The organism is Kitasatospora atroaurantiaca (assembly GCF_007828955.1).
GTDB classification, from domain to species: domain Bacteria; phylum Actinomycetota; class Actinomycetes; order Streptomycetales; family Streptomycetaceae; genus Kitasatospora; species Kitasatospora atroaurantiaca.
The window spans coordinates 3370705-3392324 of the sequence record NZ_VIVR01000001.1 but is presented as its reverse complement, the minus strand read 5'-3'; the positions used below and the strand labels follow the sequence as shown (position 1 = coordinate 3392324).

The 21620-nt window shown below is 73.3% G+C and carries 22 protein-coding genes; 10 read left to right on the top strand and 12 right to left on the bottom strand.

Going from position 1 to position 21620, the window contains the following annotated elements; genetic code table 11:
- Nucleotide 1: 1 nt before the first annotated feature.
- The gene (locus FB465_RS15630) at nt 2-709 is read right to left on the bottom strand and encodes a tyrosine-protein phosphatase (RefSeq protein WP_145791253.1); all 708 of its coding nucleotides are present in this window, start codon (nt 707-709) and stop codon (nt 2-4) included.
- A gap of 44 nt (nt 710-753) precedes the next feature.
- Nucleotides 754-1422 carry a TetR/AcrR family transcriptional regulator gene (locus FB465_RS15625; RefSeq protein ID WP_145791251.1) on the bottom strand — a complete coding sequence of 223 codons (669 nt, stop codon included), beginning with the start codon at nt 1420-1422 and terminating at the stop codon, nt 754-756.
- A 48-nt stretch (nt 1423-1470) separates the two neighbouring features.
- Here FB465_RS15625 and FB465_RS15620 point away from each other — a divergent pair, with 48 nt between their 5' ends.
- Nucleotides 1471-2997: an FAD-dependent monooxygenase gene (locus FB465_RS15620; protein WP_145791249.1), complete on the top strand. Its 1527-nt coding sequence runs from the start codon at nt 1471-1473 to the stop codon at nt 2995-2997.
- Here the strand turns inward: FB465_RS15620 and FB465_RS15615 are convergent, their stop codons facing one another.
- Nucleotides 2998-3675: a DUF4304 domain-containing protein gene (locus FB465_RS15615; protein WP_145791247.1), complete on the bottom strand. Its 678-nt coding sequence runs from the start codon at nt 3673-3675 to the stop codon at nt 2998-3000.
- 385 nt (nt 3676-4060) lie between these two features.
- On the opposite strand from FB465_RS15615, the gene FB465_RS15610 reads away from it, so the two are divergent.
- The 5 genes from FB465_RS15610 (at nt 4061) to FB465_RS15590 (ending at nt 10392) form a co-directional block, all read left to right on the top strand.
- A complete protein-coding gene (locus tag FB465_RS15610; RefSeq protein ID WP_145797373.1) occupies nt 4061-4756 on the top strand; it encodes an RNA polymerase sigma factor in 696 nt (231 codons plus the stop codon).
- Nucleotides 4753-5628, top strand: coding sequence for a hypothetical protein (locus tag FB465_RS15605; RefSeq protein ID WP_145791245.1), 876 nt, complete (start codon nt 4753-4755; stop codon nt 5626-5628). The genes FB465_RS15610 and FB465_RS15605 overlap by 4 nt, the downstream gene beginning before the upstream one ends.
- A gap of 357 nt (nt 5629-5985) precedes the next feature.
- A complete protein-coding gene (locus FB465_RS15600; protein ID WP_145791243.1) occupies nt 5986-6501 on the top strand; it encodes a hypothetical protein in 516 nt (171 codons plus the stop codon).
- Nucleotides 6502-6589: 88 nt separating this feature from the next.
- A complete protein-coding gene (locus FB465_RS15595; RefSeq protein WP_211785976.1) occupies nt 6590-8698 on the top strand; it encodes a bifunctional polysaccharide deacetylase/glycosyltransferase family 2 protein in 2109 nt (702 codons plus the stop codon).
- A 182-nt stretch (nt 8699-8880) separates the two neighbouring features.
- Nucleotides 8881-10392, top strand: coding sequence for a protein kinase domain-containing protein (locus FB465_RS15590; RefSeq protein ID WP_145791242.1), 1512 nt, complete (start codon nt 8881-8883; stop codon nt 10390-10392).
- Nucleotides 10393-10399: 7 nt separating this feature from the next.
- On the opposite strand, the gene FB465_RS15585 is transcribed toward FB465_RS15590, so the two are convergent.
- From FB465_RS15585 to FB465_RS15570, 4 genes are all read right to left on the bottom strand, one after another.
- A complete protein-coding gene (locus FB465_RS15585; protein ID WP_145797371.1) occupies nt 10400-10885 on the bottom strand; it encodes a potassium channel family protein in 486 nt (161 codons plus the stop codon).
- Nucleotides 10886-11185: 300 nt separating this feature from the next.
- Nucleotides 11186-11470 (bottom strand): Sec-independent protein translocase subunit TatA, encoded by a 285-nt coding sequence (gene tatA / locus FB465_RS15580; RefSeq protein ID WP_145791240.1) that lies wholly within the window; start codon nt 11468-11470, stop codon nt 11186-11188.
- 167 nt (nt 11471-11637) lie between these two features.
- Nucleotides 11638-11976: a DUF202 domain-containing protein gene (locus tag FB465_RS15575; protein ID WP_145791239.1), complete on the bottom strand. Its 339-nt coding sequence runs from the start codon at nt 11974-11976 to the stop codon at nt 11638-11640.
- Entirely contained in the window at nt 11973-12332 is a 360-nt protein-coding gene (locus FB465_RS15570) for a YidH family protein (RefSeq protein ID WP_145791237.1), read from the bottom strand. The genes FB465_RS15575 and FB465_RS15570 overlap by 4 nt, the downstream gene beginning before the upstream one ends.
- 138 nt (nt 12333-12470) lie before the next feature.
- On the opposite strand from FB465_RS15570, the gene FB465_RS15565 reads away from it, so the two are divergent.
- Nucleotides 12471-13697, top strand: coding sequence for an IS30 family transposase (locus FB465_RS15565; RefSeq protein ID WP_145791236.1), 1227 nt, complete (start codon nt 12471-12473; stop codon nt 13695-13697).
- Nucleotides 13698-13827: 130 nt separating this feature from the next.
- Here the strand turns inward: FB465_RS15565 and FB465_RS15560 are convergent, their stop codons facing one another.
- A complete protein-coding gene (locus tag FB465_RS15560; RefSeq protein ID WP_145791234.1) occupies nt 13828-15393 on the bottom strand; it encodes an MFS transporter in 1566 nt (521 codons plus the stop codon).
- Nucleotides 15394-15490: 97 nt separating this feature from the next.
- On the opposite strand from FB465_RS15560, the gene FB465_RS37500 reads away from it, so the two are divergent.
- On the top strand, nt 15491-16093 hold the full coding sequence (locus FB465_RS37500; protein WP_145791232.1) for a TetR/AcrR family transcriptional regulator: 603 nt from the start codon (nt 15491-15493) through the stop codon (nt 16091-16093).
- 19 nt (nt 16094-16112) lie between these two features.
- Here FB465_RS37500 and FB465_RS15550 read toward each other — a convergent pair whose 3' ends face one another.
- Nucleotides 16113-16445 (bottom strand): cupin domain-containing protein, encoded by a 333-nt coding sequence (locus FB465_RS15550; protein WP_145791231.1) that lies wholly within the window; start codon nt 16443-16445, stop codon nt 16113-16115.
- A 159-nt stretch (nt 16446-16604) separates the two neighbouring features.
- On the opposite strand from FB465_RS15550, the gene FB465_RS15545 reads away from it, so the two are divergent.
- On the top strand, nt 16605-16871 hold the full coding sequence (locus tag FB465_RS15545) for a hypothetical protein (RefSeq protein WP_145791229.1): 267 nt from the start codon (nt 16605-16607) through the stop codon (nt 16869-16871).
- A gap of 27 nt (nt 16872-16898) precedes the next feature.
- Here FB465_RS15545 and FB465_RS15540 read toward each other — a convergent pair whose 3' ends face one another.
- Complete coding sequence (locus tag FB465_RS15540; RefSeq protein ID WP_145791227.1) at nt 16899-18581, bottom strand: class I adenylate-forming enzyme family protein; 1683 nt, start codon at nt 18579-18581, stop codon at nt 16899-16901.
- A 127-nt stretch (nt 18582-18708) separates the two neighbouring features.
- On the bottom strand, nt 18709-19866 hold the full coding sequence (locus FB465_RS15535) for an acyl-CoA dehydrogenase family protein (protein ID WP_145791225.1): 1158 nt from the start codon (nt 19864-19866) through the stop codon (nt 18709-18711).
- Between the two features lie 189 nt (nt 19867-20055).
- On the opposite strand from FB465_RS15535, the gene FB465_RS15530 reads away from it, so the two are divergent.
- Nucleotides 20056-21237 carry a TetR/AcrR family transcriptional regulator gene (locus tag FB465_RS15530; protein WP_170290594.1) on the top strand — a complete coding sequence of 394 codons (1182 nt, stop codon included), beginning with the start codon at nt 20056-20058 and terminating at the stop codon, nt 21235-21237.
- Nucleotides 21238-21295: 58 nt separating this feature from the next.
- Here the strand turns inward: FB465_RS15530 and FB465_RS15525 are convergent, their stop codons facing one another.
- Nucleotides 21296-21613 carry a hypothetical protein gene (locus FB465_RS15525; protein ID WP_145791222.1) on the bottom strand — a complete coding sequence of 106 codons (318 nt, stop codon included), beginning with the start codon at nt 21611-21613 and terminating at the stop codon, nt 21296-21298.
- Between the last annotated feature and the right edge of the window lie 7 nt (nt 21614-21620).

Genomic DNA, 21620 nt, shown 5'->3' with positions numbered 1-21620 from the left:
GTCAGCCGACCAGCCGGGCCCGGACGGCGGCCAGGTCGCCCGCAGGCAGGTAGGCGTCCGGGTCGAAGGCGGCGAGGGTGGCCAGCAGGGCGGCCTCGGCGGTGGTGCCCTCGCCGGCGAGCACGGCCTCGATCGCCTGCTCCTGGTCCGGGTGGCCGAGCATGGCCCACAGCGGGCGCAGGTTGGGCGCGCTGAGCAGGTAGTCGGCCGCGACGTCGGCGGGCGTGACCCGCGCCGCCGCGAGCAGCACGAGCGCGGCCAGGCCGGTGCGGTCGCGCCCGGCGCCGCAGTGCACCACGACGGCTCCCGGCTGCGCCCGGGCGACGGCCGAGACCACCGCGGTGACGGCGTGCGCGCAGTGGTCGAGGTAGGGCGAGAAGGAGAGCGGGGTGCCGTCCAGCCCGCCGAACCGCTCCCACCACTCGGCCCCGGCCAGCCGGTCGAGCGGCACCCGGAGCAGGTCTATGCCCTCGGGGCGCGGGAGCAGCGGCCGGTAGTCCTGCTCGTCCCGCAGGTCCACCACCGTGCGCACGCCGTACGCCTGGAGGGCCGCCCAGCCCTCGGCGGTGAGCCGGTCGAGGTTGTCGGCGCGGACCACGGCGCCCGGGCGGGTGCGGCGGCCGTCGGCGGTGGTCAGCCCCCCGAGGTCCCGTACGTTGAGGCAGCCGTCCCAGACCAGGCTGCGGCCGGTTATCAGATCGTCCGTCATATGAAGCTCCCCCTTTGGACAGAGGACGCTCCGCCCCCTTGAGATCAAGACTCCTGGGGGCCCGCCGATGGTTCCGCCGGTTCCGCGAACTCGGCGAACGCACGGGCGACGGCGGCGAACACCCGGTCGGTGAACGCCCGGTGGTCGGCCGCGACGGCGTCGGCCGGCTCCCCGGCGAGGATGCGGCGCGCGGTCGCGGTGAACACGGTGCGACAGGCCGTCATACCGAGGGCGGCGGCGAACCTGGCCTCCTCCTCGCCGGGGAGCCGACCGGGCTCCTCGGCGATCAGCCGGGCCAGGTGGTCCTCCAGTTGCTCCAGCGCCTCCCGGGCGTACGCGCGCAGGGCGGGCGAGTCGAGCACCGTCCGCCAGAAGGCCGGCATGGTGTCGCCGATCCCGGACAGCGGGTGGCGGCGCTCGGCCAGGTCGAGGACCAGGGCGTGCAGCGCGTCCAGCGGGCTCCGGCCGGGAGCGCGGCCGCGGATCGCGGTGGTGACGAGCTCGATGGCCTCCGGGACCCGGTCGAGGAGCAGCTCCTCCTTGCGCGGGAAGTAGTTGAAGACGGTCATCTTCGAGACCTCGGCCGCCTCGGCCACCTCGGCGACGGAGACCTCGTCGAAGCCGCGCGCGATGAAGAGGGCCGTGGCCGCCTCGGAGATGCGCAGCCGGGTCTGCTGCTTCTTGCGCTCGCGGAGGGAGGGCTGGGATTCCATGCGGAAAACTATACCCACCATAAACTTGTACCGGGTACAGTTTTCTCCATGGACACTGACGTGGTGATCGCGGGGGCGGGTCCGGTTGGGCTGCTCCTCGCCTGTGAACTCAAGCTGGCCAGCGCGAACGCACTGGTCGTCGAACGGCTCGCGGAGCCGGATCTGACCGTCAAAGCCGGAGCGGTGAACGTCGCCACCGCCCGCGCCTTCGACCGGCGGGGACTGCTCCCGCAGCTGGCGGCGGCCCAGGACCGGATGCTGGAGCGCGTCCGGGCCTTCTTCCAGCAGCAGCCGCAGCCCGCCGCGGGCCCGCGCCGCTTCCCGAAGTACGGCGCCCACTTCGGCGGCCTCATGCTCGACCCGACGCTGATCGACGAGACCGTACCCGAGCTGACCGGCCTCGGGCCCGCCGCCGACGTGCTCGCCGTCCCCCAGCAGGAGGTCGAGGCCGTGCTGACGGCCTGGGCCGCCCAGCTGGGCGTCGAGGTGCGCCGGGGCGTGGAACTGGTCGGCTTCGAGCAGGACGGGGCCGGCGTGACCGTCCGGCTCGCCGAGGGGCCACCGCTGCGGGCCGGCTGGCTGGTCGGGGCCGACGGCGGGCGCAGCACCGTACGCAAGCTGGCCGGCTTCGCCTTCCCGGGGACCGACCCGCAGATCACCGGCCACCAGGCGATGGCCGAGTTCACCGGGGCGGAGAAGCTCAGGCCCGGGTGGAACGCCACCGACACCGGCATCTACGTGACCGGCCCGATGCCCGGCCGCATCCTGACCGTCCGGTTCGACGGGCCGCCGGCGGACCGCAGCGCCCCGATCACGGCCGAGGAGCTGACCGCCGCCATCCGCAGGGTGACCGGGGAGGAGGTCACCGTGACGGCCGTCCACAGCGCCACCCGCTTCACCGACAACGCCCGGCAGGCCGCCGATTACCGGCAGGGCAGGGTGCTGCTGGCGGGCGACGCCGCGCACGTCCACTCGCCGTTCGGCGGGCAGGGGCTCAACCTCGGCATCGGCGACGCGGTCAACCTCGGCTGGAAGCTGGCGGCCGTGGTCCGGGGTACCGCCCCGGAAGGCCTGCTCGACACCTACACCGCCGAGCGGCACCCCGTCGGGGCGGCCGTCCTCGACTGGACTCGCGCGCAGATCGCCCTGATGCGCCCGCAGCCGCAGGAGCGCGCGCTGCGCGCGGTCTTCGCGGACCTGCTGGCGACCGAGACCGGCAGCACGTACATGGCCAAGTGCCTCTCGGGCGTCCTCCAGCGGGTCGCCCCGGTCGGGGGGCACCCGCTGGTCGGTGCGGCCGCCCCGGAGCTGGAGTTCGCCGACGGCACCCGCCTCGCCGACCACTGCCGGCCCGGTGGGGGACTGCTGCTGACGCTCACCCCGGACGCTCCGCAGGCGCGGGGTTACGACGGCCGGGTCCGTACGGTCGCCGCCGAGTGCCCGTCCCGCCCGGAACTGGCCGCCCTCCTGGTCCGCCCGGACGGCTTCGTCGCCTGGGCCGCCGACGCCCCGGACACCCCGGGCCTGCCGGAAGCCCTCACCGCCTGGTTCGGCGCACCGGCCGAGGCCCGGTAGTCAGGCGGCCGGGAAGGTCCAGAGTGCGCGGCCGAGGGTGTCGAGGCATCGGACGCGTCGGAAGCGTTCGTCGTCGGCGGAGAGGAAGCCCTCGGCCGCGCCCGCCAGGACCTCCCTGGCCACGGGGTCGGACCTGCTCCAGGCGCCGGTCAGGACGAGGGTCCTGTCGGCCAGCTCGGCGCGCTGTATGCGGGCGACGGCCCCCGTCAGCAGGGCGGCGTTGACGTCCTCCAGCTCGGCGGGGGAGAGGTACGTCTCGGCGCCCTCCGCGGCGGCCAGCCGGCGTACGAGTTCCGGCAGCCCGTAGTGGCGGACGGCCGCCACCGAGTCCTCGACGGCGACCAGCCAGCGGGGGCCGGGGGCGACCTCCCACCACACCTCGCCGCCGACCGGCAGCAGCTCCCCGATCCGGGCGTGCCAGACCTCCAGGCCGGTCGGCGCGTTCGGGTTCGGGCGCAGCGCCCGCCCGGTCCAGGCGTCCTTGGGGGTCAGGCTGAGGTTGACGGTGTAGCGGACGGCCCGGTCGTCGACGCCGGCGAGTTCGACGCCGAGCAGGGCCCAGTGGTCCTCGTCGGGGAGGCTGAAGGAGTGCCGCCAGCCCGTGAAGCCCAGCGCCCGCAGGGCCGGGGCGAAGTGCTCGCGGATCCCCTCGGCGAAGAGCTGCTGGGCGGTCGTCATCACGTCATCCCTGGTGCATGGGGGGAGTGGCAGTCGGCCTGCGGCAGCGGCGGCGGGAGGCGTCCGACCCGGGCGTACGGCGGGTGGGCAGGGTGACTGCTCCGGTCGTCTCAAACGTATGACCGGAGCACCTTTGTCGGCTGCGGGCGAATGGCAGCGACTGTCATGACATTCGTCCTGGTCGATGGGGCATTTCGGCCTGCGGCGGCCTATCCGGCCCCTACGGGCCGAGGGCTGTCCGGCATGCCCCATGATGTGACGGGTGCACAGTGCAGAACCTCAGGGGACGGGCGCCGACAACACCGTCGGCAGCCCGATAGCGCCGGGCCGCCCGAGACCAGCGGGCCACCCGGCACCGACCGACCACCCGGCGCCACCCGGCCGGGTGCCGCCGGTCGTACCGCCCGGCCGGCAGCCGGACGACCAGCCGGACGGTGGGCCGGATCTCGCCGCAGCCGTCCGGGCCGCCCAGGGCGGGGACGAGGAGGCCTTCCGGCTCCTCTTCCGGGCCGTCCAGCCGGGCCTGCTCCGCTACCTGCGCGTCCTGGTGGGCGGAGGGACGGAGGACGCCGAGGACATCGCCTCCGAGACCTGGCTGCAGATCGCCCGCGACCTGTGCTCCTTCACCGGGGACGCGGACGGCTTCCGGGGCTGGGCCGCCACCATCGCCCGTAACCGCGCGATGGACCACCTGCGCCGGGTGCGCCGCCGCCCGGCCGCCGACCTCCCGTTCGAGTACCTCGCCGAGCTGGCCGCCGCCGAGGACACCGCGGGCACCGCCCTCGCCTCCGTCGGCACCTCCGACGCCCTGGCGCTGATCGCCAGGCTGCCGCGGGACCAGGCCGAGGCCGTGCTGCTCCGGGTGGTGCTCGGGCTGGACGCGGAGAGCGCCGCCCGGGTGCTGGGCAAGCGGTCCGGCAGTGTCCGGATGGCCGCGCACCGGGGCCTGCGCAAGCTCGCCAAGCTGCTGGAACAGACCGGCGGAGCCGCCGTCGGCGTACCTCGTCAGGGGACGGCGGAAAAAAATTCTCCGCAAGGTGTGACACAACCCAGGGCCGCGACGCTGAAGGACATGAGATGAGCACCAACCGATCCCGTCGGATCGACCGCGACACGGCCGAGCAGCTGCTCGGCGGTGCTGCAGTCGGCACGTCGGCCGGTCAGGCCCCCCTCACCGGTCACGCCGCCCTTGCCGGGTTGCTCGCCGCCGCCGCTGCCCCCGCAGCCGGGGACGGTGAACTCCCCGGGGAGCAGGAGGCACTGGCCGCGTTCCGGGAGGCCCGCCGAAACCCCGCCCCACAGCTCCGGAGACGAACGATGGCAGACACCGCGCTGGCGCGGGCCTTCAGTGCGAAGGCCGTCGCCGTTGCGTTTGCTGCCACCGCGCTGGGAGGTGTGGCATTCGCGGCCGGCACCGGAAACCTTCCTGCCGCCCTGGGCGGCGGTGGTCGGGCCGAGGACGCCCCCGTGGCCGTGCACAGCGCCTCCGGAGGGCCGTCCACGGCCTCCGGGAAGCGTGGCCTCGGCGGTACCGGCGTGCCGGAGCCTTCGGGCACCGCGACCGCAGGCCCCTCGGCCGGTCCGGGCCAGTCGGGAACGGCGACCGGCCAGGCGACCGGTCCGGGCGACAGCGAGGCGGCGCAGCTGCTCGGGCTCTGCCGCACGTTCTCCCAGCGGGTGGCGGCCGGCGGCAAGCCCAAGCTCCTGCTCGCCGAGCCCCTGCTCGCCCCCCTGCTGAAGGCGGCGGGCAGTGCGGAGCGTGTCGACGGCTACTGCACGGCCGCCATCGCACGGTCCAAGGAGGGGGACTCGACCGGTACGCCGTCCGCGGACCCCACCAAGGACGGCTCGACGAAGCTCCCGGTCCCGCTCCCGAGCAAACCGGAGCGGACCGCCAAGGCCAGTCAGTCGCCCAGCGACGGCGGCAAACAGGACGGTGGCACCGCGAGGTAACCACCCCAGAGACTCCGGACGGACGGTGGGCAAACCCCCCGGGCCCATCGTCCGTCCGGTGAACCAGACAGGTACCGAGACAGGAAGCAGGACCGGTACCTGTGCAGTACCCGGCAGCACCTCCCAAGCTCCGGGCGGCCGGTGGGCTCCCCCGTGTCCACCGACCGCCCGGCTCGAAAGCTCCGGGTGGGTAGGCGGACTCCCCCGGGTCCACCCGCCCATCCGGATCGCCCCGGCCGCCGCCGGTGGCAGCATCCGAGCTCCGGGCGGCCGGTGGGCCCCCTGTACCCACCGTCCGCCCGGCGTCGGACTGTCCGGGCGCGGAACGGGGCCGACAGGACGAGTGGGACCACGAAGGTGATCGACGACACGGCGCGGATCGACGCGGTGCATCCCGACGGCCCGGTGCGGCTCGATCCGGCGCGCCTCGGCGACCCGGTCCGCATCGACCGGAGGTCCGTCCGTCCGCCGCAGAACGCCCCGGTCTTCGTGGACACCTCCGGACGCCGCCAGCGCCGCGTCCGCCGGATCGGTTGGCTCCTCGCCGTCCCCGCCGCCGGGTACCTCGCCCTGCTGGTCAGCAGCGTGCTCGGCGGCCCCAGCATCAACGCCCCGTTCCTCCCGCAGCAGACCGCCGACCGGCCCAGGGTCACGCCGACCGTCCTGCAGACGGCCGACCCACAGGCGTCCAAGCCGGTCACCCCGCCCGCCGCGCGGCCGGCCGGCACCGCCCGCCGCACGCCCGGCGCAGCCGCCACCCAGGCCGCCCCCACCACCCTCGCGCCGAGCACCACCCCGAGCGCCACCACCGCGGGCCCGGGCCACGGACGCCCGTCCGCGGCACCCGACCACAAGCCCACCAAGAGCCCCTGAACCCCCTGATCCGAGCCGAGGACCAGTGACCACGCCAGTCCGTACCCCCTCCCGCCGCAGCCGCAAGGGCACGCGCGGCCGCCGCGGCATGGTCCGCCAGGTACCGCTGCGCACCCACTGGCTGATGCTCACCGTGCTGGTCCTCACCCTCTCCGCCGCGCTCCTGCTGCAGGGCTACACCCAGCACATGTACGGCCACGCCGCCGACGGCGCCGTCCCGGCAGAGGGCAGCAACCAGAACGTCCCCGCCGGGGTCCGCGAGGGCGGCCCGGTGATCGACGGAGCCTCGGACCGTACAGCCGCGCCCGGCGCCAAGACCCTCGCGCTCACCTTCGACGACGGCCCTGACCCGCAGTGGACCCCGCAGATCCTGGACGTGCTGCGCCGCAACCAGGTGCACGCGACCTTCTTCGTGGTCGGCACCCAGGTCGCCGCCAACCCCGGGCTGACCAGGCGGATCCTCGCCGAGGGCCACCAGATCGGCATCCACACCTTCACCCACGCCGACCTCGCCCACGCCGCCCCCTGGCGGCGCTCGCTGGAGCTGCGCGAGTCCCAGCTGGCCCTGGCCGGGGCGACCGGTCAGACCAGCTCCCTGCTGCGGCCGCCGTACTCCTCCTCCACCGACGCCCTCACGGACGCCGACTGGCAGGCCGTCCAGCAGGCCGGCCGTGAGGGCTATCTCACCGTCCTCACCACCCTGGACAGCGAGGACTGGCGCCGCCCGGGCGTCGAGCAGATCGTCGCCAACGCGACCCCCAAGGGAGCCGGCGGGCAGATCCTGCTGATGCACGACGCGGGCGGTGACCGAAGCCAGACCGCCGCCGCGCTCGAGCAGCTGCTGCCCCGCCTCAAGGCGAGCGGCTACCGCTTCGAGACCGTCGGCGACGCCGTCCGGCTGCCTCGCCCCGTGCGGCCCGCCGAGGCCGCCGACCACTGGCAGGGCCTGGCCGTGATCGGCGCCCTGACGGCCAGCGACTGGGCGCTCACCCTGCTCGGCTGGCTGCTGTACGCGGCGGGTGCCGTCAGCGTGCTGCGGGCGATCGCGGTCGTGGTGGCCGCGCGCAGGCACAAGAAGGTCCGCGACCGGCCCTGGGGCCCGCCCGTGACCGAGCCGGTCAGCATCATCGTCCCCGCCTACAACGAACGCGCGGGCATCGAGGCCGCCGTCCGCTCGCTGCTCGCCTCCGACCACCCGGTCGAGGTGATCGTGGTCGACGACGGCTCCACCGACGGGACCGCCGACCTGGTCGAATCCCTGAACCTCCCCTTCGTCCGGGTGATCCGCCAGCAGAACGCGGGCAAGCCGGCAGCGCTCAACGCGGGCATCGCCGCCGCCCGCGCCGAGCTGCTGGTGATGGTCGACGGCGACACCGTCTTCGAGCGGGATGCCGTACGGATGCTGGTCCAGCCCTTCGCCGACCGCCGGGTCGGCGCCGTCTCCGGCAACGCCAAGGTCGTCAACCGGGGCGGACTGCTCGGCCGGTGGCAGCACATCGAGTACGTGGTCGGTTTCAACCTGGACCGCCGCCTCTTCGACCTCGCCGAGTGCATGCCCACCGTCCCCGGCGCGGTCGGCGCCTTCCGCCGCTCCGCCCTGCTGCGCATCGGCGGGGTCGGCGAGAGCACGCTGGCCGAGGACACCGACCTGACCATGGCGCTCTGCCGGGCCGGCTGGCGGGTCGTCTACGAGGAGCGGGCCAAGGCCTGGACGGAGGCCCCGGCCTCCCTCGGCGCCCTGTGGCGGCAGCGCTACCGCTGGTGCTACGGCACCCTGCAGGCGATGTGGAAGCACCGCGGCGCCCTGCGCCAGGGCGGCCAGGCCGGCAAGCTGGGCCGCCGCGGCCTCGGCTACCTGCTGCTGTTCCAGGTGCTGCTGCCGCTGCTGGCCCCGGTGGTCGACGTCTTCGCGCTGTACGGCCTGGTCTTCCTCGACCCGGTACGGATCGTCGGCCTCTGGGCCGCCTTCCTTGCGCTGCAGACCGCGATGGGCGTGTACGCCTTCCGGCTGGACGGCGAGCGGCTCGGCCCGCTCTGGAGTCTGCCGCTGCAGCAGTTCGTCTACCGCCAGCTGATCTACCTGGTGGTCATCCAGTCCGTCTGCACCGCGCTCGCGGGCTCCCGGCTGCGCTGGCAGCGGATGCAGCGGTACGGCACTCTCCAGGTCCCGCCGCAGGTGCCGCGGGGGCCGCAGTGAGCTGCGCGTTCTCCGTTCTGGTCCGGCGCCGGGCAGCGGTGGCCCTCCGGGCGTTCTCCGCCGGGTGCCGGCGCCCCTTTCGGCCGGTGAGTCGGTGGCCCCGGCGCGCGGCGGCTATCGTGCACAGGTGCACGAGGCGACCCGAAGCCTCCGGCCGAGGTATCCGAGGGGAGTGACGCCAGATGATCGGACGCGCGTTGAACGGGCGTTACGTGCTGGAGGAGATACTCGGCGTCGGCGGTATGGCGACGGTCTACCGCGGTCACGACCGGGTGCTCGGCCGCCCCGTCGCGGTCAAGGTGCTCAACGGCGGCCTCGCCGACGACCCGCACTTCGCCGAGCGCTTCGGCCGGGAGGCCCAGCACGCCGCGATGCTGGTGCACCCGCGCATCGTGATGGTCTTCGACTCGGGCGTCGACCAGGGATCCCCGTACATCGTCATGGAGCTGGTGCACGGCCGGTCGCTCAGCCGGTTGCTGGCCGAGACGCCGGGCCTGCCGGTCGAGCGGGCCGTCGGGATCGCCGCGGCCGTCTGCGAGGCGCTGGAGGTCGCGCACGCCGCGGGCCTGGTGCACCGGGACATCAAGCCCGGCAACATCATGATCACCCCTGACGGCGGTGTGAAGGTCGTCGACTTCGGCATCGCCCGGGTGAGCTCGTCCAGCTCGCGGCTGACCCAGCCGGCCACCGTGCTCGGCACGGCGGCGTACCTCTCGCCCGAGCAGGCCACCGCCGCCGAGGTGGACGGCCGCGCGGACCTCTACGCCGTCGGCTGCGTGCTGGTCGAGATGCTCACCGGGGAGCCGCCGTTCACGGCCGACGCACCCGTGGCGATCGCCTTCAAACACGTCAGCGAGCAGCCCGCACCGGTCTCGGCGCGGCGCCCGGACGTGCCGGCGGGCCTGGACGCAGCCGTGCTGCGGCTGCTCGCCAAGAACCCGGCGGAGCGTCCGGCCGACGCGGGCAGCGCCCGGGCCGAACTCCTCGCCGCCGTACCGGTCGCCGCCGCCACCGACCGCACCACCGAGCTGCTGGCGGCCACCCAGGCGCTGCCCCCGATCGCCGCGCCCCCGGCCGGGCCTTATGCGGACCCGCAGCGGACCTCCGTCCTGCCGCCCCTCGCGCCGCTGCCGCCGTCCTTCGGGCCGCAGACCTCGATGCCGCATACCTCGATGATGGAGCCGATCCGGCCGGACCGGCGCCGCCCGCTGGTGCTCGCCGGGGTCGGTGTGGCCGTGGTGGCGGGGGCGGCGGCCATCGCCGCATTCGCGCTGAGCGGCCCCGGTGGCGGGGCCCGGGCCGGGGTTTCCACCCCGACCGTCGCGGCCTCCGCCTCCGCGTCGCCGTCCGCATCGGAGAGCCCGAGCACCCTGCCGACGCCCACCGCCAAGCCCGGCCCGGCCGGGGCCCTCGCCGCGCTCCGGGCCGCCGTCGCCCAGGCGCAGATCACCAAGGAGCGGGACAGACAGGCCGATCTGCTCGGCCTGCTGGACGACGCCTCCGGCGCCCTCGCCGACCACCAGCCGCAGGTTGCCGAGCAGACTCTGCGGAACGCCCAGAAGGTGGTCCGGGACTTGGCCAAGAAGCATGCGATCGACAACGGCACCAGTCAGAACTGGCAGAACCGGCTCGGCTCGCTGATCAACACCCTGCACGCGCAGCAGCCGACGCGGGACTCCAACGCCGGCAACTGACGCACGCTCAGCGCGGCGGTCGGCGCCGGGTGGCCGCCCGGTCGGCGAAGCGCATGCGCAGCCGGCGGGTGATCGCGGTGGCGCCGGCCGTCAGGAAGACCAGCGTGTAGAGGATCTGCACCATCACCACCTCCCGGGCGTGTTGCCCGCTGGGGTAGATGTCCCCGTAGCCGACGGTCGACATGGTGATCACGGTGAAGTACAGCGCGTCGACCCGGGTCTGCAGGCCGTTGAACTGGCCGGGATCCCGGGCCAGCGCCAGATAGGCGGTGGCGAAGACGACCAGCGAGAAGCAGCTCAGCAGCAGGATCACCACCCCGGGCCGCCCGGGAACGTCCAGCAGCTCCTGGCCGATCTTCCGCAGCAGCAGCACGGCCACCACCGCCAGAGCCAGTCCGAAGGTGACCCAGCTCAGCACCGGATGCTCGGGGCCGAACACGCCCATCGGGAGGGTGAAGAAGGCCACCAGCAGTGCGATGGGCCCGAGCAGCATCAACCCCAACCCCCACAGGTCGCGTCCGGACGGCTGGGACGGCTGGGGTGGCTCGAACGGCTCCACGGGTTCCATCGGGTCTCTGGGGACGGCCACGCACCCATCCTCCGGCAGCCGCCGGGAAGCCGCCGGGGGCTGCTACGCCATCCGAGCGTCCGTCAGTTCGCGGCCGCAGCCACCGAGCCACGGACTCACCGGCCGGCCGGGTCGGACTCGGAAACGACCGAGCCCCCGCCCAGTCAGCTGACGGGGCGGAGGCTCGGGGTGAGATTCGCGCGGCGTGAGTCCGGCAGAGGCGACTCAGGCGCTGGTGGCCGACTTGGTGGTCTCGGCCGCCGGGGTGACGGTGGTCGGGCTGACCGCCGGGCGGGGCTGGTCGGCCGGGGTCGACGAAGCCGTGGTGTTCTGGGCTGCACCCTCCGCCGGGGCGTCGTCCTCGCGCAGGGCCTTGGTCTCGGCCTTGAGGATGCGCATGGACTTGCCGAGCCCGCGCGCCATCTCGGGCAGCTTCTTCGAGCCGAAAAGCAGGATGATGACAGCCAGCACCACCAGGAGGTGCCAGGGCTCCAGACCGTTACGCAGCATCCCTGACCACCGGTCCCTTCGGAATTCTCGCCGTTTCAAGGCCGGGCGAGCTTGCCCGACCCGGCCCAGTATGCCTGGCCGAAGCTGCGAACGTATACACCGGCCGGGAAACGGTGGTCAAAAACCAGGTGCTCAGCCGCAGGGTGCCGGGCATATGGTCTGGACCACTAATCGCCGGGCGGGCCGAGCAGCACGCACCAGCAGGAGGCCGCGGCGACCAGCGCCATCAGCACCACCACGGCCCGCAGCGGCGCTGCCCGGATGGGCTCCGGAGCGTGCCCGGGAAGCTCCAGCCGACGGCGCCGGTGCAGGCCGTGCGCGCACAGGACGCAGGCGGCAGCGACCAGCAGGGCGCCCAGAACGGTCAGCCCCGGCTGACGGTTCACCAGACCGGTGCGCAGCACCAGCCCGGCGTTGACGGTCAGCACCAGAGCGGTGCGGCTCCACGCCAGCAGGGTGCGTTCGGGCTGCAGGCCCCGGTCGCGCGGGGCGGGGAGCCGGTTCACCGGGCGGACCCGATGATCAGGATGGTGAAGGCGGCGGCGGTCACCACCACGCAGACGGAGACGACCAGCAGGACGTTGGTGTGCGGGAGCCGCCCGCCCTCGCGCATCGCCCGTTCGACCTGCGACCAGCGGCGGTAGGCGGCCGCACCGAGGGCCGCCCCGCCGAGGGCGAAGGCCACTCCGAGAGCGGCCCGTACGGGGCTGGGCGCCAGGCCTGGCGCCAACTGGTCGATGGCGATCGCGCCGGCCAGCAGGGCCAGGGCGGTCCGGATCCACGCCAGGAAGGTCCGCTCGTTGGCGAGGGAGAACCGGTAGTCGGGGTCCTCGTGCTCTCGGCGCCAGGAGGGTTCCGGCATGGGGGCGGGCCTCCTGCGCGGGCGGGGTCGGCTGTCTGCGACTTTAGGGGCGGGGGAGGGGCGGCGCGCGTCGAGAGCCCCGGCCGACAGCTGCTTGGGTTCTAGCGGCTGTCGCAACACCCCAGCCCAAGGGGTGCGATGGACTTCAAGATCCGCAAGAACCGAACGATGGCCCAGGGACCCCGGAGGCTGGTCCGTGAGCGAGCGGAATACTTCCGGCTCGTGGATCAGGGCTATAGCAACAGGGAAGCGTCACGGCGTGTGGGCGTCCACGATCGAACCGGCCGCGAGTGGCGCAACGGCCGGACGGACCCCAGCAGGTTCAGGCCGCCCGCTCGATCAGAGCGGGTGGCCTGTCCCGGGCTGCCGGGCCGTTACCTGAGCCAGGACGAACGCATCCACATCGCCGACCGGCTCCGGGAGAAGGCCGCCATCCGCGCGATCGCGGCCGAGCTGGGCCGCAGCCCGTCCACGATCAGCCGGGAGATACGCCGTAACAGCACGGTGGACCCCCGCGGCCGGCAGCACTACCGTCCCCACGCCGCCCACGCCCGTGCCGACGCTCGCAGGCCGCGACCCAAACCCGGCAAGATCGGCCAGAACCCGGAGCTACGGGACTTCATCCAGGACCGCCTGGACAAGCGGTGGAGTCCGGAGCAGATCTGCCAGGCTCTGCGGGACACCTTTCCCGAGCGGCCGGAGATGCACGTGGCCCACGAGACGGTCTACCAGGCCCTCTACGTCCAAGGCCGGGGCGAGTTGCGCCGCGAACTGGCCTGCGCCCTGCGTACCGGACGCGCCCGCCGCGTCCCCCACCGCCAGGCCGCCGCGCGCAGGCCCAGGTTCGCCACCCCGATGGTCATGATCAGCGAACGGCCGGCTGAGGCCGAAGACAGGGCGGTGCCCGGGCACTGGGAGGGCGACCTGATCATCGGCAAGGACGGCGCCTCGGCGATCGGAACGCTGGTCGAGCGCGCCACCCGCTACGTGATGCTCCTTCACCTGCCTCACGGCCGCACCGCCGAACACGTCCGCGACGCCCTCGTCGAAACCGTCCAGACCCTGCCCGGACACCTGGTGCGCTCCCTGACCTGGGACCAGGGCGCCGAGATGGCCGCCCACGGCTCGTTCACCATCGCCACCGGCATCCCGGTCTACTTCTGTGACCCGGCCAGCCCCTGGCAACGCGGCTCGAACGAGAACACCAACGGCCTGCTCCGCCAGTACTTCCCCAAGGGCACCGACCTGTCCGCCCACAGCACCGAGGACCTGACCGCCGTCGCCGCCGAACTCAACGGCCGACCACGCAAAACGCTCGGCTGGGAAACCCCAGCCGAGCGCCTGCATAAACTGCTCGCGGCCTGAACAACCGACCACGTGTTGCAACGACCCCTAGAAACCGCCCTGTCGGCCGGGGCTCTCGGTGACTCGCGCGCTCGACGGCGCCGGACGGGCCTCGCCGTACGTCCTCCGGCGCAGCCGCTGAGGAGCTCGCTCAGGCGCCGGCGGCGACCGGCAGCACCTCTTCCTCGGCCTTCGCGGCTCCACCCGCCACCGGCAGGTGCTTCATCAGCCGGTACGCCGCCATCGCTCCGCCGATCATGCAGACCAGCCCGACCACCGCGGCCACGTGCATCCCGTCCGCGAAGGCCGCCCGGGTGGCCTCCAGCAGCTGCTCGCCCAGTCGGCCCGGCAGCTGCGAGGCCACCGTGACCGCCCCGCCGAGGGTGTCGTTCGCGGCCCGGGCGGCGTCCGCCGGCAACTCGGCCGGGACCTGGCCGTCCAGCTTCGCCTTGTAGATCGCGGCGCCCGCCGCGCCGAGGATCGCGATGCCCAGCGAGCTGCCCAGCTCACTCGCCGTCTCCGAGGTGGCCGAGGCGGCGCCGGCCTGTTCGGCCGGGGCGGCCGAGACGACCATCTCGGCGGTCAGCATCATGGTGCCCACCGTCCCGGCGGCCAGGACGCCCGCCGCCGTGAGGATCAGCGCCAGCGGCGAGTCCGGGCCGACCTGCGTCATGGTCGCGAAGCCCGCCGCGCCGGTCAGGAAGCCCCCGGTCATCAGATAGGCCGGCCGAACGCGGCCCGCCAGTGCTCCGGAGATCCCGACCGCCGCGCCGACGCCGACGCTCGGCACCAGCGCCCAGAGCGAGGCGGTGAGCGGGCTGAAGCCCTTGACCAGCTGGAGGTACTGCGAGGTGAAGAGGGTGAAGCCCATCATCGCGAACATCGCGATGGTGTTGACGGTGATCGCGCCGCTGAAGGCGCGGATGCGGAACAGGCTCAGGTCGATCAGCGGGTGGGCGGCGGTGCGCAGCCGGACCACGAGCCCGGCCCCGACGGCCAGTCCGGCCGCGACGGCCAGCGCCGGCAGCAGGCGCCAGCCGTCCACCGAGAGCGTCTTGATGCCGTAGACGACCGGCAGCACGGCGGCGATCGACAGCCCGGCGCCCAGCACGTCGAAGCTGCCGGACTGCGGCGAGCGGTACTCGGGCAGCAGGAACGGCGCGGTGAGCAGCACCAGGGCCATCACCGGGACGGCGCTCAGGAACGCCGAGCCCCACCAGAAGTGGTCGAGCATCAGCCCGCCGGCCACCGGGCCGAGCGTCGCGCCGGCCATCATGGCCCCGCCCCAGGCGCCCATCGCGGCCTGACGCTGCTTCTGGTCGTGGAACATGTTGCGGATCAGCGCCAGCGTCGAGGGCATCAGTGTCGCCCCGGTGATGCCGAGGAGTGCCCGGGCGGCGATCAGCTGCGCGGCGCCGTCCGCCGAGGCGGCCAGCAGCGAGGCCGCCGCGAAGCCGGTCGCCCCCGCCATCAGCAGCTTGCGGCGGCCGATCCGGTCGCCCAGCGAGCCCATCGGGATCAGCAGCCCGGCCAGCAGGAACGAGTACATGTCCATGATCCAGAGCTGCTGGGTGCCGCTCGGCCTGAGATCCGTGCTGATGAACGGGACGGCGAAGAACAGGATGCCCATGTCCATGGAGATGACGAGGGTCGGGAGCAGGAGGACGGCGAGGCCGGTCCATTCGCGTCGGCCGGCGAGGCCGTTGGTTGCGGTCATGAGGAAGACGGTACGCACGTGTCAGACGCTTGTCTAGTACAAGCGTGTAAGTCGGCTGTGCGAGACGATCGTCTGGATCCTGGCGTACTCTCGGAGCATGGGAAATCGAGAAGACCTGCTGGCCGGGGCCAAGCGCTGCCTGTTCGAGAAGGGCTACGGGCGCACCACCGCCCGCGACATCGCCTCCGCCGCGGGCGTCAGCCTGGCCGCCATCGGCTACCACTTCGGTTCCAAGGAGGCGCTGCTCAACTCGGCGATGCTGGAGGCCGTGGGGGAGTGGGGCGAGGCGGTCGAAACGGCGGTCGCGTCGGCGGTCGACAGCTCGGCGAGCCCCGAGGAGCGGTTCGTCGAGACCTGGGACGGCGTACGGAAGACCTTCGTCGAGTACCGGGGCCTGTGGTCGGCGCAGTACGAGGCGATCGCGCAGATCGACCATGCACCCGAGCTGAAGGAGGCCCTCGGCGGCGTCCAGCGGATGGCCCGACTGGGGCTCGCCGCGATGTTCCAGGGGCTGAAGGAGGTACCGGACACCGAGGACGAGCTGGCCCTCGGGACCTTCTACCAGGCGCTGCTGGCGGGCCTCGCCGTGCAGTGGCTGGTCGCACCGGAGCAGGCGCCCTCCGGGCGGGACTTCCTCCGGGGGCTGGAGCTGGCCTCCGGCCGGGTGCTGGGCGCCGCGCGCGCGGAGGTCGGTCCGTAGCGGCGCTCGGCCGGACGGCTCAGTTGGTCACGGCGGTCAGCAGTACGACCGAGTCCTCGTGGGCGAGCAGTCCGTGCCGCTCCTGCGGGATCGGGTGCAGCTGACCCGCCACCAGCTCCTGCCGCCGGCCCGCGATGGTCAGCGACACCCGCCCGCGCAGCACCTGGAGGCTCGCGGCCGTCGGTGCGTTGTGCTCGTCCAGCGCGGAGCCCGCGGTCAGCGCGATGATGGTCTGCCGCAGCACACCGTCGTGGACCAGCAGGTGCGCGCTGCGCCCGTGCGGGCTGGCGGCGGCCTTCGCGGCGTGCTCGTCGGCGAGCGCCACGAGATCGACGTGTACGGGATCGGCCATCGCGTCCTCCTGGAGAGAGACCCCCGCCCGTGACCCTAGGCGGGCGCGTGCGGTTCGCGCGCGCTGGACCCGGCGCCCGGGTTACCGCGGGCCGTGGCCCGTCCCCCGGGTAGGCGTGCTCGGGGTGCGAGCCGTCCGGGGCTCGCCGATGGTTGTTCTATGGCGACCAATCAGAAGTTCAGCGGGTTCCAGGTGAACCGCAGCATGCTCATCACCGGCTCGGCGCTCACCGGGCTCGGCGCCCTGATCGGCCTGACCGGCACGATGATCGTCGGTGTCGCGCTGGCCTCGGCGGGCCGGGAGTGGGTCCACCACATGGACACTCCCCCCACCGAGCTGGCGGCCCGGACGATGCACCAGGCCAAGGTGGCCTCGATGGCCGGTCTGGAGGCCTGGCGGAGTCAGGGCAACGGCTCGAGCGGCTGACCGGACGGGGACGCGCTGCCGCCCGGGTCAGCCGGGTGGCAGGAGCGTCACGACCTCCTCGCGCAGTGCCCGCTTGAGGATCTTCCCGGTGGGGTTGCGCGGCAGCTGAGCCGTGCGCAGGAGCAGGTGCGCGGGCACCTTGAACGCCGCCAGCCGGGCGGCCACATGGGCACGCAGCCCGTCCGGGTCCACCGTGGCGCCGGGCTGGAGCACGACCACGGCAGCCACCTCCTCGCCGAGGACGGGGTGCGGGACGCCCAGCACGGCGGCGTCCGCGACCTCCGGGTGGTCGAAGAGCACGCCCTCCACCTCGACGCAGTACACGTTCTCGCCGCCCCGGATCACCATGTCCTTGAGCCGGTCGACGATGTAGACCTCGCCGTCCCGGACACGGGCCAGGTCGCCGGTGCGGAACCAGCCGTCGGCGAAGGCGGCCGCGGTGGCCTCCGGGTTGTTGCGGTAGCCGCGGAAGAGCGGCTGGCCTCGCAGCCAGAGTTCGCCGACCTCGCCCTCGGGCAGTGCCAGGCCGTCCGGGCCGGCGATCCGGAGCTCCAGTGCGGGGCAGGGGCGCCCGATGCTGTCGGGGTGCTCGAGGTAGCGGGCGCCGACGTTGGCGATCACGCCGCCGCAGGTCTCAGTGAGGCCGTACCCGTTGCGCGCCTCGACCCGGCCGCCGAAGCGGCGGGTGATCCGGCGGGCCAGTTCGGGCGGTGCGGCGGACCCGCCGGTGCTGATCATGGTGAGAGTCGGCAGCGGCGCCGCACCGGCCTCGGCCGCGTCCAGCAGGCCGAGCGCGGTGGCGGGGACGCCGACGTACATGGTGACCCGGTGCCGGTCGATCAGCCGGAGCGCCTCGGCCGCGTCCCACTTGCGCATCAGGACGGCGCTGCCGCCGTTCGCCATCAGGGCGAACATCGTGGTGAAGGCCGCGACATGGAAGAACGGGAAGGTCATCAGCGCGGTCTGCGGCCTGATCCGGCCGAGCTCGCCGCCCGCGCAGAGCACCGAGGTGGCGGCGAAGTAGCGCGGATTGCTCGCGGCCGCGCACCACGCGGCATGGGTGGCGACCACTCCCTTGGGGTGTCCGGTGGTTCCCGAGGTGTAGAGCACCGTCGCGTCGTCCTCCGGATCGATCGCGGGCTCGGGTGCGGCCGGGCCGGGCGCGGGGAGGTCCTCGAAGCGGTCGTGGTGGGACGGGACCCCGACGGTCAGCAGCGGTGTGCCGTGCGCCGCGAGCCAGGGCGTCATCCGCCCGGCGCGCTCGGCATCCGCCACGACCAGGCCGGGCGTGCAGTCGTCCAGCGCGTACGCCAGCTCCTCGGCCTCCCACCAGGCGTTCAGCGGGACGGCGATCACCCCGGCCAGGTGGCAGGCCCAGAAGGCGACCTGCCACTCGGGCAGGTTGCGCATCGCGATCACCACCCGGTCGCCGCGCTGCAGGCCGTAGGTCTCCCGGTAGCGGTGGGCGAGGCCGGCGGCGGCCGCGTAGTGCTCCGCGAAGGTGTAGCTGCCGGACTCGGCCACGAGGAACGGGCGGTCGCCGTGGGCACGGGTGCTCTCCAGGAGCTCCCGCAGTGTGCGCGGGGCGCGGAGGTAGCGGGGGCCGCGCGGGGTGGGCTCGACCTCGAAGGGCATGCCGGGCGCCCTGAGCGCCGCCTGGACGCGGGTGACCACGGCAAGGGAGTCGGGGGACTGCGAGGCGGTTGTCATGACGTCCTCGGGTGCGGCTGCCGGTGAGGTGTCGGTGGTGGTGGGTGGCAGCGGGCCGCTTGGGGGAGCGGCCCGCCGCCTACGCGCGGCGGACGAAGGTGGGGGTACCACCGCGCGAGCACTGGCCTTACAGCCCCAGGGACTTGGCGATGATGGTCTTCATGACCTCGCTGGTGCCGCCGTAGATCCGGAAGACCCGGTTGTCGGTGTAGAGGCGGGCGATCGGGTACTCCAGGATGTAGCCGTAACCGCCGTGCAGCTGCAGGCACTTGTCGATGACGACGGACGCCGACTCGGTGCAGAACAGCTTGGCCGCCGCCGCGTCCGCCACCGTCAACTCGCCGTGCTGGTACAGCTCCAGGGCCCGGTCCACCATCGACTGCTGGGCGACCACCTGCGCCTCGCAGTCGGCCAGGGTGAACTTGGTGTTCTGGAACTCGGCCACCGCCTGCCCGAAGACCTTGCGGTCCTTGACGTACTGCACCGCGAAGCGCACGGCGGCCGCGGCGGAGGCGTACGCGCCGACGGCGATCGCCAGGCGCTCCTGCACCAGGTTGTGGGTCAGGTAGCTGAAGGCCTTGCCCTCCTCGCCGAGCAGGTCCTCGACGGGCACCTTGACGTCGCTGAAGGACAGCTCGGCGGTGTCGGAGGTGCGCAGGCCGATCTTCTGCAGCTTGCGGCCGACGGCGTAGCCCTCGGACGTGGTGTCCACGCAGAGGATCGAGAGGCCCGCCCGACGGTCGGCCGGGTCGTACGGCGCGGTGCGGCAGACCACCAGCACCAGGTCGGCCAGCACGCCGCCGGTGATGAAGGTCTTGGCGCCGTTGAGGACGTAGTGCGTACCGTCCTCGGAGAGCTTGGCGGTGGTGCTGATGCCCGCGAGGTCGGAGCCGGCGCCGGGCTCGGTCATCGCGATGGCCGTCATGATGTCGCCCGAGACGAAGCCGGGCAGCCAGCGCTGCTTCTGCTCCTCGTTGGCGTACTCGAGCAGGTACGGGAGCACCAGGCCGGTGTGCACCCCGGAGGAGCCGAAGGTCACGCCCGCCCGGGCGCACTCCTCGGTGACGACGGCCTGGTACTTGAAGCCGCTCTCGCCCGCGCCGCCGTACTCCTCGGGGACCTCGATGCCGTAGACGCCGAGCGCGCCGAGCTTGCGGTAGAAGTCGCGCGGCGGGTGGCCTGAGGCCTCCCAGCTCTCGTAGACCGGGACGACCTCCTTGGCGATGAAGTCCCGGATGGTCTCCCGGAAGGCCTCGTGGTCCTCGTTGAACACGGTGCGGCGCACGGCGGCGCTCCCTTCGTGGTGCCCGTTGATCGCCTGACAAGTTAATCGCCGGTAGCTTCCGCTGTCCAGCATGTGCGGCGCGTTCTCTCGGGTTGATCACCCCTTGATACGGCCGTGACGGACCGGACAAGTGAATGCTTGCTACCCTGGGCCGGTAGTCGTGGGCAGGCTGACGGCAGGGGACGACAGGTGTCGACAGAGCGGGGTGTGGTGCGGCGGCCACCCGGGCGCAAGGCGCAGATCCTCGCCGCGGCGAGCGGGCAGTTCCATCGGCGGGGCTACCACCAGGTCTCGATGGCGGAGGTCGCGGCCGAGGTGGGCATCACCGCACCCGCCCTCTACCGGCACTTCCGCAGCAAGCCCCAACTTCTGCGGCAGGCCGTCGATTTCGACCTGGCGGCGCTCGGTTCGGCGGTCCGCTCCGGCTCCTTCGGCCCGCCGGCGCTCTGTGCGGCGCTCGCCGCCGTCGCCATCGACCATCGCGCCTTCGGCACGCTCTGGCAGCGCGACGCCCGGCTGCTGCCCGCCGTCCAGCGCGCCGAGTTGCGCCGCGGGCTGCGCGGGGAGGTCCGCGAGATGGCCCGGGTGCTGGTCGCCGCCCGTCCCGAACTCTCCCCGGCCGACGCCGAGTTGCTCTGCTGGTCGCTGCTCTCGGCGTACGGCAGCCTGTCGTACCACACCTTCGCTCCGCCCCGCCGTCGCTTCGAGCGGCTGCTCCAACAGATCGGCGGCGACCTGCTCGCGGCCTCGCTCACCGGCGCTCCGCAGCCGCCGGCCGTACCCCAACTCTCTTACGGGGTCTCGGAGTCGCGGCGGGAGGAGCTGCTGGTCGCGGCCGTCCGGCTGTTCCACGAGCGGGGCTTCGACAACGTCAGCACCGACCAGCTCGGCGCCGCCGTCGGCATCGCCGGGCCCAGTGTGTACAAGCACTTCGACACCAAGGCCGAGCTGCTCGCCGCAGCGCTGGTCCGCAGCCGGGAGCGGCTCTGGCACGAGGTCGAGGCAGCGATCGCGGGCGGTGGCAGCCGGTCGAACGGCGGCCCGGCCGCGGCGTTGGCCGCCGGGCTGCGCGCGTACGTGGACTTCGCGCTGCGCCACAGCCACTACCTGGGCGCGATGCTCAGTGAGACCGAGCGGCTCGCCGAGCCGGACCGCAAGGCCGCCGTCGACTTCCGGCGGGACTTCCTGCGCACCTGGGTCGGGCTGCTCCAGCAGATCCGCCCCGAGTACGAGAACGCCGAGGCCCGGATCCGCGTCCACGCGATGTTCGCGCTGGTGAACGACGGCGTACGGAACCGCCCCGGATGCCACCGGCCCGATCTGACGCAGTGCCTGATCGCACTGAGCCGGGCCGTCCTCGGACTGTCCTGAGGACATGCCCGTGGGGCAGGCCGGAGAGGCCTGCCCCACGGGCGTTCCGGGCGGCGGCTCAGTAGAGCACGAAGGGGTAGTAGACCTTGTCCGAGAGGTTGCCGTTGCCCTGAGCGGTGCCGATGCCACCGGAGTTGCCGGCCACGCCGAGGCTGTTGTTCTGGTTGCTGCCGCCGGAGCCGGTGGCCGTCTGCTGGGAGGCGTTGCCGTTGCCGTGGACGCTGCCGACGATGTTTCCGGAGCCGATGTTGCTCACCAAGCTGCTGTTGGAGTTGTGTTCGGCGCCTGCGCCGTTGTCCGCCTGGGCGGTGCCGATGCCCGCCAGGAGGAAGCCCCCGAGGGCGGTGACGGCGGCGACTGCGCGAATACGGGACACGGTGGTC